At 51.2% G+C, this 13,805-nt stretch carries 16 protein-coding genes and 1 riboswitch; of the genes, 9 read left to right on the forward strand and 7 right to left on the reverse strand.

Annotation, left to right across the window (positions count from 1 at the left end):
- The first annotated feature begins 33 nt into the window (after window positions 1–33).
- The 3 genes from Q0757_RS06590 to Q0757_RS06600 all read left to right on the forward strand — a co-directional run bounded on the left by Q0757_RS06590 (window position 34) and on the right by Q0757_RS06600 (window position 2,082).
- Complete coding sequence (locus Q0757_RS06590; protein ID WP_366139519.1) at window positions 34–471, forward strand: MarR family transcriptional regulator; 438 nt, start codon at window positions 34–36, stop codon at window positions 469–471.
- 131 nt (window positions 472–602) lie between these two features.
- Window positions 603–1,469 (forward strand): pirin family protein, encoded by an 867-nt coding sequence (locus tag Q0757_RS06595; RefSeq protein ID WP_298785577.1) that lies wholly within the window; start codon window positions 603–605, stop codon window positions 1,467–1,469.
- A 37-nt stretch (window positions 1,470–1,506) separates the two neighbouring features.
- Window positions 1,507–2,082 carry a nitroreductase gene (locus Q0757_RS06600; RefSeq protein WP_298785578.1) on the forward strand — a complete coding sequence of 192 codons (576 nt, stop codon included), beginning with the start codon at window positions 1,507–1,509 and terminating at the stop codon, window positions 2,080–2,082.
- A gap of 48 nt (window positions 2,083–2,130) precedes the next feature.
- Here Q0757_RS06600 and Q0757_RS06605 read toward each other — a convergent pair whose 3' ends face one another.
- Entirely contained in the window at window positions 2,131–2,268 is a 138-nt protein-coding gene (locus Q0757_RS06605; protein ID WP_298785579.1) for a hypothetical protein, read from the reverse strand.
- 272 nt (window positions 2,269–2,540) lie between these two features.
- Here Q0757_RS06605 and Q0757_RS06610 point away from each other — a divergent pair, with 272 nt between their 5' ends.
- On the forward strand, window positions 2,541–3,023 hold the full coding sequence (locus Q0757_RS06610) for a universal stress protein (protein WP_298785580.1): 483 nt from the start codon (window positions 2,541–2,543) through the stop codon (window positions 3,021–3,023).
- Window positions 3,024–3,446: 423 nt separating this feature from the next.
- On the opposite strand, the gene Q0757_RS06615 is transcribed toward Q0757_RS06610, so the two are convergent.
- From Q0757_RS06615 to Q0757_RS06625, 3 genes are read right to left on the reverse strand one after another with little or no spacing between them, the layout of a single operon-like run.
- Entirely contained in the window at window positions 3,447–3,587 is a 141-nt protein-coding gene (locus Q0757_RS06615; RefSeq protein ID WP_298785581.1) for a hypothetical protein, read from the reverse strand.
- A 27-nt stretch (window positions 3,588–3,614) separates the two neighbouring features.
- Window positions 3,615–4,499: an L-serine ammonia-lyase, iron-sulfur-dependent, subunit alpha gene (gene sdaAA / locus Q0757_RS06620; protein ID WP_298785582.1), complete on the reverse strand. Its 885-nt coding sequence runs from the start codon at window positions 4,497–4,499 to the stop codon at window positions 3,615–3,617.
- Entirely contained in the window at window positions 4,496–4,993 is a 498-nt protein-coding gene (locus tag Q0757_RS06625; RefSeq protein ID WP_298785583.1) for a serine dehydratase beta chain, read from the reverse strand. The genes sdaAA and Q0757_RS06625 overlap by 4 nt, the downstream gene beginning before the upstream one ends.
- Before the next feature lie 158 nt (window positions 4,994–5,151).
- A riboswitch (glycine riboswitch) is annotated at window positions 5,152–5,258 on the reverse strand.
- Window positions 5,259–5,414: 156 nt separating this feature from the next.
- Between Q0757_RS06625 and Q0757_RS06630 the strand changes: the two genes are divergently transcribed.
- The 4 genes from Q0757_RS06630 (at window position 5,415) to Q0757_RS06645 (ending at window position 10,451) form a co-directional block, all read left to right on the forward strand.
- A complete protein-coding gene (locus Q0757_RS06630; RefSeq protein WP_298785584.1) occupies window positions 5,415–5,924 on the forward strand; it encodes a GNAT family N-acetyltransferase in 510 nt (169 codons plus the stop codon).
- 164 nt (window positions 5,925–6,088) lie between these two features.
- Entirely contained in the window at window positions 6,089–6,652 is a 564-nt protein-coding gene (locus tag Q0757_RS06635) for a hypothetical protein (RefSeq protein ID WP_298785585.1), read from the forward strand.
- Window positions 6,653–6,869: 217 nt separating this feature from the next.
- Complete coding sequence (gene sulP, locus Q0757_RS06640) at window positions 6,870–8,603, forward strand: SulP family inorganic anion transporter (protein ID WP_298785586.1); 1,734 nt, start codon at window positions 6,870–6,872, stop codon at window positions 8,601–8,603.
- A gap of 285 nt (window positions 8,604–8,888) precedes the next feature.
- A complete protein-coding gene (locus Q0757_RS06645) occupies window positions 8,889–10,451 on the forward strand; it encodes a catalase (RefSeq protein ID WP_298786156.1) in 1,563 nt (520 codons plus the stop codon).
- A 75-nt stretch (window positions 10,452–10,526) separates the two neighbouring features.
- Here Q0757_RS06645 and Q0757_RS06650 read toward each other — a convergent pair whose 3' ends face one another.
- Together Q0757_RS06650 and Q0757_RS06655 are read right to left on the reverse strand one after the other, a co-directional pair.
- Window positions 10,527–10,802, reverse strand: coding sequence for a hypothetical protein (locus Q0757_RS06650; RefSeq protein WP_298785587.1), 276 nt, complete (start codon window positions 10,800–10,802; stop codon window positions 10,527–10,529).
- 224 nt (window positions 10,803–11,026) lie between these two features.
- The gene (locus tag Q0757_RS06655) at window positions 11,027–11,587 is read right to left on the reverse strand and encodes a GNAT family N-acetyltransferase (RefSeq protein WP_366139521.1); all 561 of its coding nucleotides are present in this window, start codon (window positions 11,585–11,587) and stop codon (window positions 11,027–11,029) included.
- A 170-nt stretch (window positions 11,588–11,757) separates the two neighbouring features.
- Between Q0757_RS06655 and Q0757_RS06660 the strand changes: the two genes are divergently transcribed.
- On the forward strand, window positions 11,758–12,828 hold the full coding sequence (locus Q0757_RS06660) for an aldo/keto reductase (protein ID WP_298785588.1): 1,071 nt from the start codon (window positions 11,758–11,760) through the stop codon (window positions 12,826–12,828).
- Window positions 12,829–13,061: 233 nt separating this feature from the next.
- On the opposite strand, the gene Q0757_RS06665 is transcribed toward Q0757_RS06660, so the two are convergent.
- Complete coding sequence (locus Q0757_RS06665; RefSeq protein ID WP_298785589.1) at window positions 13,062–13,778, reverse strand: GntR family transcriptional regulator; 717 nt, start codon at window positions 13,776–13,778, stop codon at window positions 13,062–13,064.
- Window positions 13,779–13,805 lie beyond the last annotated feature (27 nt).

Here is a 13,805-nt window from a genome sequence, read left to right on the forward strand (position 1 = left end):
TTCAAATCCATCAACACCACGGAGGACATGCCGATGCATACCGAGGATTTTATCAGCATTTTGATTCACCAGACCGATTTGAAATTAACCAGCTTTATTAAAGAAGAGCTGCGGATGTTTAACCTTACCCCGGAGCAGAACCTTATTATGATGCTGCTGTGGGAGGAAGACGGCCGAACCCAGAATGATATTGCCCGGAGGCTGCAGAAGGATAAAACCAATATCGCCCGGATGGCTGCCCAGCTTGAAAACAAGCAGTTTGTGCGGCGTGCGGCAGGGACTGAAGACCAGCGGGCGATGCAGCTGTTTGTGACAGACGAAGGCAGGCAGCTGCAGGAAAAGGTGCGTCCGGCAGCCGAGCGGTTCAACGCTGCCGTGACAAGGGGGATCAGCACCGAAGAGCTCACAGCGCTTGAACAGACGCTCGCCAAAATAAATAGAAATGTTTCCGAGAATGTCCGGGAGGAGTGAAGACCCTCTGAGTAGATTCGTTGCAGCGCCTGAAAAAATATGTTGTACTGAAGCTGTATATTAGATGAAGGAAATATATTTTTGGAGAAATAGTTGCTACGCATACTAAAATGAAAAGTGAGGGATTATCCATGGAACATCAACAGGAGTTGCTTCAGCGCCGTATCCGCGATAAATGGACGGTACAGTACGAGGAGTTCGGTTTTCCGTCCATTCAAAAGGGCTGGGTGCTGCCGGTCGACCGCTGGAAGGATTTCGATCCGTTTATTTTAATGGCCGAGGACTGGTTCAAAAAGGGTACCTTCCCGGACCATCCGCACCGGGGCTTTCAAACCGTGACGTATGTGGTGGACGGACGGCTTGAGCACATTGACAACGGCGGCGGCCGCGATATTCTCGAGCCCGGCGACGTGCAGTATATGAACGCCGGCTGGGCGGCCCGCCACGCCGAAGATGGGGTGGAAAATGACATCGCCCACACGCTGCAGCTGTGGCTGAACCTGCCGAAGGACCAGCGAAACACCGATACTATCTATCAGAACGTTTACGGGGAAGAAGCACCGACCGTCCAGATCGAAGGCGGGTATTTAAAGGTATTTTCCGGAACCATTGCCGGGAAAGAGGGACCACTGAACTCGCTCGTCCCGATCACGCTGACCGAAATTAATTTATCGGAGGGCGCCGAATACGTGCATCATCTGCCGGAGAATCACAATGCCTTTTTATACACGCTCGCCGGGGGTGCTGATGTGGCCGATGGGACCGTCAATAAGCACGACGTCGCGACGCTCACCTTTGAGGAGGACGGGGACCCGGAGGCACTCTCCACACTACACATTAAAGCCCACAAGCGCCGGACCCGGCTGCTCGTGTATTCCGGAGAGCCGATCCGTGAAGAGATCGTACCGTACGGCCCGTTTGTGATGAGCAGTATGCAAGAAATCAGGCAGGCGTACCGGGACTTTCACCAGGGAAAATTCGGACCGCCCGCAGAATAAGGCAGGCCGTCATCTAATATGAAGGAGATGAAGCAGAGTGGATGTACTCACAGCAATTCATTCACGCCGCAGTAACGGGCTTGTGGACGACACTGAAGTGCCGGAGGATGTCATTTCTCAGGTGCTTGAAGCCGGCACCTGGGCACCGTCGCATCACAAAACAGAGCCGTGGCGGTATTTCGTCATGACCGGCGACGGGCGCAGGCGGCTCGGGGAAGCGATGGCGGCCATTGCCGCCGAAGAAATGACCCCGGAGGAACAGGTGGAAAAGCAGAAAAATCTTGATAAACAAAAGGAGAAGCCAATGCGGGCGCCGGTTGTAATCGCCGTGGCGGCGGAGCCATCCGAGGAAGAGCGGGTGGAGACACTCGAGGAATACGGAGCAGTCTACGCGTCGATTCAAAACATGCTGCTGGCCGCGCATGCGCTTGGACTGGCGGCTTTCTGGCGCACCGGATCGCACTGCTATCATCCGAAAATGAACGAGCAGTTCGGTCTCGGGGAGCAGGGCAAAGTGCTTGGATTGATTTATATCGGCTACCCGATGCGGGAGATGAAGGAAGGCAGAAGGAGACCGGTGGAGCAGGTAACCACCTGGATTACCGAAGCGTAGATGTTAAAAAAACCAGGCAGCGGGGGCGGATCCGCTGCCTGGTTTTGGCTATTTTTCATCATGTTTTTTATTCAGCTGCTGGCGCAGGTTCAAACGCTGCTGCAGGTATTCCCGCAGGGAAATTTCTTTTTGGGTCCATTGCTGCTTTAAAGCATGAAGCTGGTTTAAAAGATGATGTTTATTCATACGATCCTCCTGCAATCTATTTCTAATACTTCATACCCGACTGGAAACTGGTTGAAACCTCAAATTGCATGTGAAAATGAACGAAAATTGTAAAAATTGGACATTTTAGTTTGAGTATCCAACGCGGTTGGGAATATAATAAATAGATACAAGCCAATATGGCGGAAATGTCAGGAATCCATAAGCCTGCAGCATAAGCCAAAAAGCACTGGAAAAGGGAGACCTTTGTGCTTTTTGGCTTTTATTATAAAATAATAAGAAGGTGAAATGGAATGAAACAATATACTCATATCCTGGCCGCGCTTGACGTTCTAAATAACCCGAGTGTCGATGCCTTTGACGAAGCCTGCCGCGTCGCCGCCAAACACGGAGCCGATTTAACGCTCGCCTACGTGTTTCATTATAACGAATATTCGTCGCTTGGATGGATGGATCCGATCGGTATCAAACGCCTGTATGCAGAAGCCGAATACCAGCTCGAAGCGTACCGGAAAAACGCTAAAGAAAAAGGTGTATCTAAAGTAAAAGCCGTTCTGGACAACGGGGTTCCCAAAAAACGCCTGGTGAACCAATTATGTGAACGGCTGGAACCAGATCTTATCGTTGTCGGCCAGTCCGGAGGTAATGTACTCGAGCAGGCCATGCAGGGTAACACTGTTACCAAAAAGGTACAAAAGCATGCGCCGTGTGATGTACATGTCGTCGACCCGGCCATTGCTTCGATCCAGCGGGCCCATACCGCACCGCTCCAATAATTCAAAAACACTCCGGCCGATTTTAACAATCAGCCGGAGCGTTTTACGTGCAGTTATAAAGTGTAATGATTTTTATCGTCCCATTTTTGCTTAATCACGGGAAGGTCACTGAGGGTAGTGATGATAAGTTCTTCATTCCGAAACGCGTTTAAACTGTCGAGCAACTCATCCTCCGAACAAAAATAAACGGGCTCCTGGCTGCCGAACCGTGAACGGATATCGGCGGCTGTTCCTATGTATACCTGGTTTTTGGGGCGTTGAAGTACGTATGCAAAATGGTCGATGACAATGACCTCCTTTGAAGAAACTTATACTAAGAATAGCATGATAGAGGTAAAACAGAAAGCAGAATGCCTGAAATTAGAATCAGGCCGGAGTATACATCATAAATTGAGCCTGATTCTGGTTGAATTGCCCAAAGCCTTACGCTTTACCTGGCCTTGGGGAAATAAAGCAGAAAATGCCTAAAAGAAGGGCAGAAACGGCTATGGCCCAATACATAAACAGAATACTGACGAGAGTAAGAGTGCCAAACCAGAGTTGAAAAAAACGGCGTTCATTCATAGCTTCACTCCTTGGATAAAAGTAGATTCACAAGCTGCAGGGGCGCTGATACAGTCTCCGGGTGGCTTCTTTTCCCGTCGGGGTCTGGGCAAGCCCTCCCTCAGCGGTTTCTTTCAGGCTGCCGGGCATGTCGCGCCCGATGGTGTGCATTGTCTGAATCACTTCATCACACGGAATACGGCTGGTAATGCCGGCCAATGCCATGTCGGCTGCCGAAAAGGCGATGGACGTACCGATGACGTTTCTTTTCACGCACGGCACTTCAACGAGTCCCGCGACCGGGTCACACACGAGACCAAGAAGCGACTTCATCGCCATCGCTGTCGCGTGGGCCGACTGCTCCGGCGTGCCCTGCTGCAGCTCCGTGATCGTTCCAGCAGCCATCGCCGTCGCTGAGCCGATTTCTGCCTGGCAGCCGCCGGCGGCTCCGGAAATAAAGGCATGGTTCGCAAAAACGTAGCCGATGGCGCTTGCTGCGAACAGCCCCATGGTGAGAGTATCATCATCGAGGCCACGGTTATCCTGGAGTGAGACGAGCACGCCCGGCAGAATACCGGCGGATCCGGCTGTAGGCGTCGCTACAATGAGCCCCATTTTGGCGTTGCTCTCGGAGGTCGCCATGGCAGCCGTCATCGCTGTGCTGATGACCGGCCCGGATAACGGGGCGATGCTTTGGCTATACTGGCGCATCCGATAGGCATCTCCGCCCGAGAGCCTGCTTTCTGTTTCCGTTAGATCGTCCAATCCGTCCCGGACGGCCTGCTTCATTACCTGCAGCCGCTCCTGCATAAGTCCGAAAATATGCCCGCGGGACGAGCCGGAGCGGTCCACTTCGCGGCGCAGCATCCACTCCCCAATGGAAACGTCTTGAGCCGTGCATTCCTGGACGATGCTTTGCATAGTATCCTTCATCTAAATGATGCCTCCTTTTTTGTGCGGGCGGTAATGGATAAAATATCCGCGCCCGTTCCCAGATTAATAGCTGTGGAATGCCCGTTGATTTCATAAATGTAGGCAACGCCGCCCCCGATGGAAGCGCCGGATGCATGGACGCGTTCCGCGCCGGATGAGGCCTGCAGATCCACAGTGTTCGGGTGGCAGCCGTCAGGGGTGTCCGGGCAGAACCGGAAGTCGTAACGAAGCCCCTTGTCCTTTGCCAGGGCATACGCACTCCGGACGTTGATGTCATGCGCGGATAACCCAAGCAGGCCGCCGAGTATGGCTTTATCCGAGCCGTGTCCCTGATAGGTGGAGGCGAGAGAGCCGTAGAACGTGATTGTCACATCGGTAACCTCCCCGAGCCACTCATGCACAAATTTCCCGATCGATACCACCCCGGCAGTATGAGAGCTAGAAGGGCCAACCATAATGGGGCCGATAATATCAAAGCAGCTGTCAAACTCCATAGCAATTCCTCCATATCTTAATTGAAAGCGATTACAAAAATGAAAAAAAGACAGAGAAGCGGCCTCATGCGCCGTTTCTCTGTCTGTGTGCCTGAAAGATTTCATTCTTTCACAAGAATTTTCTTCTTCGGCAGGTACGTATACCTTCTCCAGAGGTGCATCCTGTACTGGTCCTGGTACCTGAGAGTTTTTTCTTCCCGGCTGGTGGGAAGAATTGCTCCTTCGGTGCTGTAAAACAATCTACAGGCTCTCCCAATACGTTCATCTGCAAAACCATTATTTGTATTAACTTCAGTTTAAACATGCCCGTCAGAAAAGTAAACCTATTTTTTGACAGCTGGAACGAAAACGATATACTGGATGCAGCCTGACGATTTGTCATAATAAACCAATTCATTATCAGGCAGGAAAGGATAAGACGATGGATGCCCAAATCATTCTGCGCCCGGTCGAAGCGGAAGATGAAAAAGATATTAACATTCTCCGGCGCCAGCCCTCCGTCATGCATTATACGCTCGGGCTTCCTTCAGAACGAAGAGCCTCCAATCAGTCTTTTATCAAAGGGCTGACAGAAAACGATCATGTAATTGTGGCAGAGTACGACGGCCGTGTCGTCGGTATCGGCTTGGAGGTGCTTGGCGGCAGGCTGCACTACTACGGTACGGCCGCCATGGCGGTGCACGATGAGTTTCAGAACCAGGGCATCGGCAGCCGTCTGCTTGATTATCTGATTGATATTGCCGACAATTATTTAGGCTTACTCCGGCTGGAGCTGGGCGTGGTGGAAGGGAACATGCGCGCCGTACAGCTGTATAAAAGCCGTGGATTTGAAACAGAGGGCACGCTTCGCAAAGCCCATTTTGCTCGGGGCGCATTCTACAACGTGCTGGTGATGGGCCGGCTGAACACCGCGCTGCTCCCCAAAGACTGACTGCCTCGCTTAATAAAAGAGCATCCAGCAAATTATAATTTCCAAAAAATATTTTATTATGAAAAAATAGAAAAAAGCGTTTATGTTCATCAGGATGTCCGGAGAAAACGGGGTATCGGGGCAATGCTGTTGTAATGACAATCATGCGAGCGGGGGAAAACATAATGAAAAAGATCCTTTCTGCCGGAGCGGCCGGTATGCTCATTCTTTTAAGCGGTTGTTCGGTTCCTTCTTACTATACGGAGGAAGAGAAGGATGTGCCCGGAAATATAGAATCGGAATGGGGAGAGGAAGTGCAGCTGCCGTCCTTTAACGAGTCTTCCATTTCGAGGGCACAGATCAACGAAGATGATGAGGGGGAGCCCGAAGAGCTTGAAATTTGGTACAGCGACGAAGAGCAGGATGAACTGCTGCCTTATTTTCAGGATGCAGGCAACCGGCACCGGTATGAAGAGGACTACAGTACACGCCTGGTATACGGAATTTACAGCAACGACATTCACATTATTTTAGATTACGAAGAGGGTGACCAGATGGTCTACGGAGCTCATGACGAGGTGCTCAGTATTGGCGGGCGCCCGGTGGGACGGGACATTCAAAGCGGTCCGATGATTTATACGTTTCAGGCGAACGGGGGCACCTATGCCATTTCATACTCGGAGGAGGCGAGGGCGGACACCGACGTGCACCGCGAGCAGATTAAAGCCTTTTTACAGAACAGCGGGTAGATAGAAGCTGTGCGTGCACGGGAGCATTAACAAGGGCAGGAACCTCCGGGGACCTGCCTTTTTGGTGCCGTTAAATGACTAATTTTCTGGACGCGTGCCTTAGTCTGTTTTTACAAAAAGGTGCGGGGCGGGCTTTTCTTTTAAGCAGTTATGGTTCATGATTTATAGGAGAGAGATTGAACACTTTGTAAGTTCACGGAGAAAGAAGGAAGAGTCTATGCCTCGGAGAATAAAAAACTTACTGAGTATGCCGCAGGAGTACAACAGCCAGTCACTGAAAAAGGATGTGGCCGCAGGCTTTACGATTTTTATTATGATCGTGCCGCAGGGAATGGCCTACGCCGTGCTGGCCGGCCTCCCGCCGGTGATGGGACTGTATGCCTCGCTGCTTCCGCTCTTAATCTACGCGCTGTTCGGGGGATCGAAGCATCTGGCTATCGGGCCGGTGGCGATGGCGTCCATTCTTGTATTTTCCGGCGTATCGCTGTATGCCGAACCGGCAACGCCGGATTATGTGGCGCTTGTGCTGCTGCTTACGGTCATGGTTGGGGTCATGCAGGTGGCGCTCGGCCTGCTGAATGCCGCCGCGTTTGTGAAATTCATTTCGCCGAACGTGATCAGCGGCTTCACGTCAGCGGTGGCGATTGCGATAGGCATGAGCCAGCTCGGGCAGTTTATGGGCATCAGTGTAGGCAGCCAGACGCAGATTATACCGCTGCTCCGGGATGTGATCGTCCATCTGCCACAGCTACATATCCCGACCCTGCTCGTAGGAATCGCGAGTCTGCTGGTGCTGATCGGGGGCCGGAAAATAAAACGGAATCTGCCGGTTTCCCTTATTGTCGTCGTGCTGAGCATTGCGGCGGTGGGGCTTTTCCGTCTCGACAACCAGGGAGTGAGCGTCGTCGGGCAGGTGCCCCAGGGCCTTCCGGATTTTACCGTGCCGGGCTTTAACCTGGCGGATGTGCAGGTGCTGATTCCGACAGCGCTCACGATTGCGTTGATTGCCATGATGGAGACGCTTGCGATTACAAAAACGCTGAGTGATAAAAACGACGCCGGCGTCGATCTGAACAAAGAGATCCGGGCGATCGGGTATGCCAATATTGCCGGCCCGTTTTTCTCCTCCTATGCGGTGACCGGAAGCTTTTCAAGAAGTGCCGTCAGCTACCGCTCGGGAGCAGCATCCCAGGCGGCGATGATTATTACCGCTGCCGGGGTGCTTGTTACGCTCCTCTTTTTCACGTCGTTATTCTACTTTCTGCCGTACGCGGTGCTCGCAGCGATTATTCTCGTGTCGGTCACCGGGCTGATTAACATCCGCTCATTAAAGGACGCCTTCCGGGTGAAGCCGGAGGACGGCTGGGTATGGATCGTGACGTTTGCTGCGACCCTTCTTGTCGGCATCCAGTGGGGGCTTTTAATTGGAATCGGCTTTTCCATCCTGCTGCTGTTGCGCCACATTGCCCGCCCGAATATTGTGGAGATCGGCTATGAGGAGGATACGCACAGCTATCTGGACCTGCAGCGGTTCCCACACGCGAGGCGGGTGCCGGGGACGGTGCTCGTGCGGGCGGATACGCGCATTCATTTTTCGAACGTCGGCTATTTTGTGAAAATGGTGGAAAAAACGATTCAGGACCGCCGCAAAACAGAAGGCGGCGGGCTGAAGGCCGCGATTGATATGTCCGGGGTAAACGACATTGACACGACCGGCATCGGCGCTCTCGAGCAGATTATTGAAATGTACCGCCGGGACCCGGACGTGAAAGTATGGTTTGTCGAGCTGAAGGGCCCGGTCCGGGACCTGCTGCTTCGGGCCGGATGGGAGGAAAAATACGCGGAAGCGATCAGGTATCAGACTCTCGAAGGCTTTCTTGAACATGAGGGCAACGTTCCGTTTAAAACGCCTACAGAGCCGAAGCAGGATTCCTGGGATTACATGATTTAGCATGCGTATAGTAACGAACGAGGCCGGGCGGGAATTTCCCGCCGGCCTTTTCTGTATTTCCTAAGCATAAAAGCGTAACCCTTGAAAAGCTGCTGTGACAAGGTATATAGCTATATACCTTGAATTTAAAAAATTCGGAAAAATCGTTTAAACCGTTATTAACCCGGGTAAAAACGAATAGATTTCCTAAAGGAGGTAACAGCATTGAGTAAAGATCGCGACAACGAACGTGAACACGATGAAGAAAAAAACGACGACAAGCAATATAGGAATGAAGACGGCACGCTGACGACGAGACAGGGACATCCTGTCCGGGACAACCAGAACTCGAAAACCGTAGGCAATCGCGGGCCGACAACGCTTGAAAATTATGAGTTTCTCGAAAAGATCAGCCACTTTGACCGCGAACGTGTACCGGAGCGGGTTGTACACGCCCGCGGCGCAGGCGCTCACGGCTATTTTGAAGCGTATGGTTCCTTTGGCGATGAGCCGATTTCCAAATATACACGGGCGAAAATCTTCCAGGAGGAAGGAAAGCGAACCCCTGCATTTGTACGCTTTTCCACCGTTATCCACGGCGGGACTTCTCCGGAAACGCTCCGGGACCCGCGCGGATTTGCCGTAAAATTTTATACCGAGGACGGCAACTGGGACCTTGTAGGAAACAACCTGAAGGTATTTTTCATCCGGGACGCCATCAAATTTCCGGACGTTATTCACGCGCTGAAGCCGGACCCGGTAACGAACGTGCAGGACAGTGAACGGATCTTCGACTTTATGTCGCAGACACCGGAATCGATGCACATGCTGACGTTTTTATTCTCCCCGTGGGGCATTCCGGCCAATTACCGGCAGATGCAGGGCTCCGGAGTAAATACGTACAAATGGGTGAACGAAGACGGCGAAGCGGTGCTTGTGAAGTACCACTTTGAACCGGTTCAGGGCATCCGCAACCTGACCCAGGAGGAAGCGGACAGCATCCAGAGCAAAAACTTCAACCACGCCACCCAGGATCTGTACGAAGCCATTGAAGAAGGCAACTATCCGGAGTGGGAGCTTTGCGTGCAGGTGATGAGTGACGACGAGCACTTGGAGCTCGACTTTGACCCGCTTGATGATACGAAGCTGTGGCCGAAGGACCAGTTCCCGTGGATCCCGGTCGGCAAGCTCGTGCTTGACCGTAATCCAGAGGACTATTTCAACGAAGTCGAACAGGTGGCCTTTGGTACCGGCGTCCTTGTCGACGGCATGGATTTCTCCGATGATAAAATGCTGCAGGGCCGTACGTTCTCGTACTCCGATACGCAGCGGTACCGCGTCGGAGCCAACTATCTGCAGCTGCCGATCAACCAGGCGAAGAAAAAGGTCGCGACGAACCAGCGCGGCGGACAGATGTCGTATAAAGTCGATAACGACGAAGGACAGAATCCGCACGTAAACTACGAGCCTTCCACGATGAATAACCTGAAGGAAGCGGAGATGAGCGGCAAGCCTCACACTCCTTATACCGAAGGGGAAGTGAAAAAAGAAGCCATCGACCGCCAGAATCCTTACCGGCAGGCGGGGGAAACATTCCGCAAGTTTAAGGAATGGGAAAAAGACGAATTGATCAAAAACCTCGTCGACAACCTGATTCCATGTAAAAAGGAAATCCAGGAAGAAATGATTGCCCACTTTAAGAAGTGTGATGAAGAATACGGCCGCCGGGTCGAAGAAGGGCTGAAAAACAGCAGCTCCGATGACGGCGCAGACCAGGATTCCACCCACGGCGGGCCTGCAGGCGCCACGAAAACAGAAGAAGGCGTCCAACAGGCTGAAGAGCACGGCATCCCATCGGATCCTTATTAATAAAAGCACAGCCTGAAACAATAAAAGCTGAAGCTGGAGAGCGCTCTCCGGCTTCAGCTTTTTACTTGGTTTTCCTTACGTATTAAATGCATTGTGCAAGTGAAAGCATTGAGGCGTCTTTAAATCGTGGCCTAAATCATAGGAGGCCCATGGAGCCTTCAACAAACGGGCATCAGCAAGGAAGCATATCGCGGTGCCGTTTACTGCGAACGGATGAAGAGTCTGAAACAATTTGTCGATGCTGTCGAACATTTTTGCTTTTTGTCCCTGAAGATATGGTTCTAAGCTGGCCCGAGTTCCGACAAGCAGTTCTTTACCATAAAAAATATAACCAAACACGATGGAAGACATAAATAAATTACTCCTTTACATGAAACAAAAGAGGCTGCTTCTGCCCGGAAGACAGAAGCCACCGGAAAGCATTTTTCCTGAATCTAGCGTGTATAAAGCTTGTTCGGGCTGGCTGTGATAACTGAAGTTTAAAGAGAAGGGTAAATACCCATAACTGTATGGATACCCCTTTGTTCTAATAATTACTCATGCCAAAAGGCTTAATTTAATCTGTAGGTTATGCTCTAAGTAGTAATTGAGTAAACCGCTGAGTTTATTAAACGGCTTCCATCCGCGGAGCGTTCATCATTTTTAAATATGCCGTCCAGTTGAAAGCCGGCTCTTGCAAGCATAGCTGTGCTTGGGTCGTTCCGTTCATCCGTCCACGCTTCGATCCGGTTCATGCCCAGATCCTCCAGGCTGTACCGGACAATTTCGGTAACAGCTTCCAGTGCATATCCTCTGCGCTGAAAGGGATCCAGGATCCAGTAGCCCAGCTCGCAGCGCGGCACGTGCCAGTCAATTTCCTGAATAACAATGCTTCCGACAAAGGAAAGCGACTGTTTTTCAAACAGCAGGTAGCGAAGCTTTTGTTTGGTTGAGAATTGAGTAGAGGCCTCCATTAAAAATTCCTTCGTTCCCTCGAGCGTTGGCGGCTCCTGGAAGGCGCGCATCCAGGCTTTAAGACTTCGATGAGACTGTAAAATTCCTTCATAGACGGCTTCAGTATCAATCGCAGGATGTGGAATTCTTAAAAGGAGGCGTTCGGTATGCAGACTTTCTATTCCGGGCTTTTGGGCAGAAATACGATAACCTCCTTAGACGCATTGATAGTTATTGTCATTATTTTACATGAGCAGGTATTCACTTACAAATGTTTGGAAAAAAATCAATCAAGGTATATAGACAACGTAACTGCTATTACAGAAAATGACCTGTCAGCCAGAGAAACGCTAACACACAGGAGGCTTTAATAATGGAGTATATTTATTTAGGAAACTCAGGACTGCGAGTGCCAAAGTACATTCTCGGTACGATTCCATTCAGCGGCACGAATGGATTTGAATCAACGGGAAATATTGATGAAAATGATGCCCGCCGGATCGTGGATATATCGCTCGAGGCAGGCATGAACATGTTTGATACCGCGAATCTGTATTCGAAGGGCGATGCCGAACGCGTTTTAGGCTCTGCGATTAAAGGACGCAGAAATGAAGTTCTCTTAACATCCAAAACCGGCTTTCACATTGACAATGACCCGAACGCCCTCGGTGCGTCCCGCAGCAACATCGAAGCGTCCATTGACCGGACACTGGAGCGGCTTGGCACCGATTATCTGGATGTTTATTTCGTCCACCTCTGGGACGGCCGCACGCCGGTGGAGGAAACCGTGGAAACGATGACCAACCTCGTGAAATCCGGAAAAATCCGGTACTGGGGCGTTTCCAACTACAGCGGCTGGGCGCTTGCAAGAATATTTTCCGTGGCAGAGCGTCCGGGCTACATTCCGCCGATTACCCAGCAGATCTATTACACGCCGGAGGCTCGTGAAGCAGAGTACGAGCTGCTGCCGGCAGGCCGGGAGCTCGGCGTAAGCTCAATGATCTGGAGCCCACTCGGCGAAGGACTTCTAACCGGCAAAATCGGGCGGAACAAAAAAGCACCGGCGAATACCCGTCAGGGCGAAGGCTGGCCGGAGCCGTGGATCCAGGATGAAGAACGCCTGTATCAGGTGATTGATGCGCTTGAGGAAGTAGCCGAAGGCCGGAACGCCACCGTTCCGCAAATCGCCTACGCATGGGTCAAGGACCGCCCGAACGTCGGCCCGATTGTCATCGCAGCCCGCAACGAAGAGCAGCTGCGTGAAAATCTGGCGTCGGCAGATATGTATCTGACGCAGGACGAGCATGACCGGATCGAATCCGTCGCGCGTCCGGCACCGATTTATCCGCTATGGCACCGGACAATGGCCGGCTTTGAAATGGGAAGCCCGTCCGAAATGCCGTATCTCGAAGGATACAAGAAATCGATGGGGATGGATGAGTAATCATAAATAAAACGCACCGGCATTGGAATTTTCCGATGCCGGTGCGTTTTTTATTATGGCAGTGTACATTGCAGAAAAGAAAATCAGCCGTATCGGAAGCCATTACGAGCATATCAAACCGAAATGATATTTAAATTGTGGTGAAAAAGTCGCCTGAGTCGCCTGAATTGAAAAACCAATATATTTGATAGAAAGAATAAATTACTGTGTAGGTGGTAAAAATTTTCCTAAAATCAGTCAATGGCGTCTAGGATATCCTGGCTGGCGCGGCGCCGGTGAGATTCCATAATAGTTCTGGCAGCTTTGCCATCGTTTGTTTTCATGCAGGCTACAATCGCTTCATGCTCTAAAATCGAATTGGTGGGGAGCGGGCGTTTGTTTACGGTATATAAACGGGCTCTAAACAAATGATCGGCGTGAAATTCGATCAAGTCGTTCAGCCGTTGGTTCCCAGCAGCTTCTAAAATCCGGGAATGGTACTGATCATCGAGTACGGCCCAGTCCTTAAGGTTTTTGCTTTCAAGAGCTGCTTTCTGATCCGCAATCAGGGATTCCAACTGAGCAATAAATGCATCTGTCAAGTTTCGGACAGCCAGCTCGGCTGCCAGGCCGTCCAAACTCTCGGCAATTTCGTAAATTTCCTTTAAATTTTTACTTTCAATAGGGGTGACTGCGAAGCCCTTACGGGGAATGACCCGCACTAAACCCTCTGTCTGCAGACGTATTAGCGCTTCCCGTACCGGCGTGCGACTCATGTCCAAGACCTCCGCCATTTCCCTTTCCAGAACCATTTTTTCCGGTGGAAGATAAAGGTTTCGAATAGCCTGCCGGATAATTTGATATGCTTTTTGAGGCAGGCGCTTTTCGTCTACGGAAGAAGAAAGATGCGTTAAATGCTGATGCAGGGTTTCATCATAAAGGATTGAAGGGGAATAATCGTTAGTATTCATCGAAAGCCTCTCCTGTATATAAGTTTC

This window comes from uncultured Marinococcus sp., assembly GCF_947493875.1.
Taxonomy (GTDB): Bacteria; Bacillota; Bacilli; order Bacillales; family Marinococcaceae; genus Marinococcus.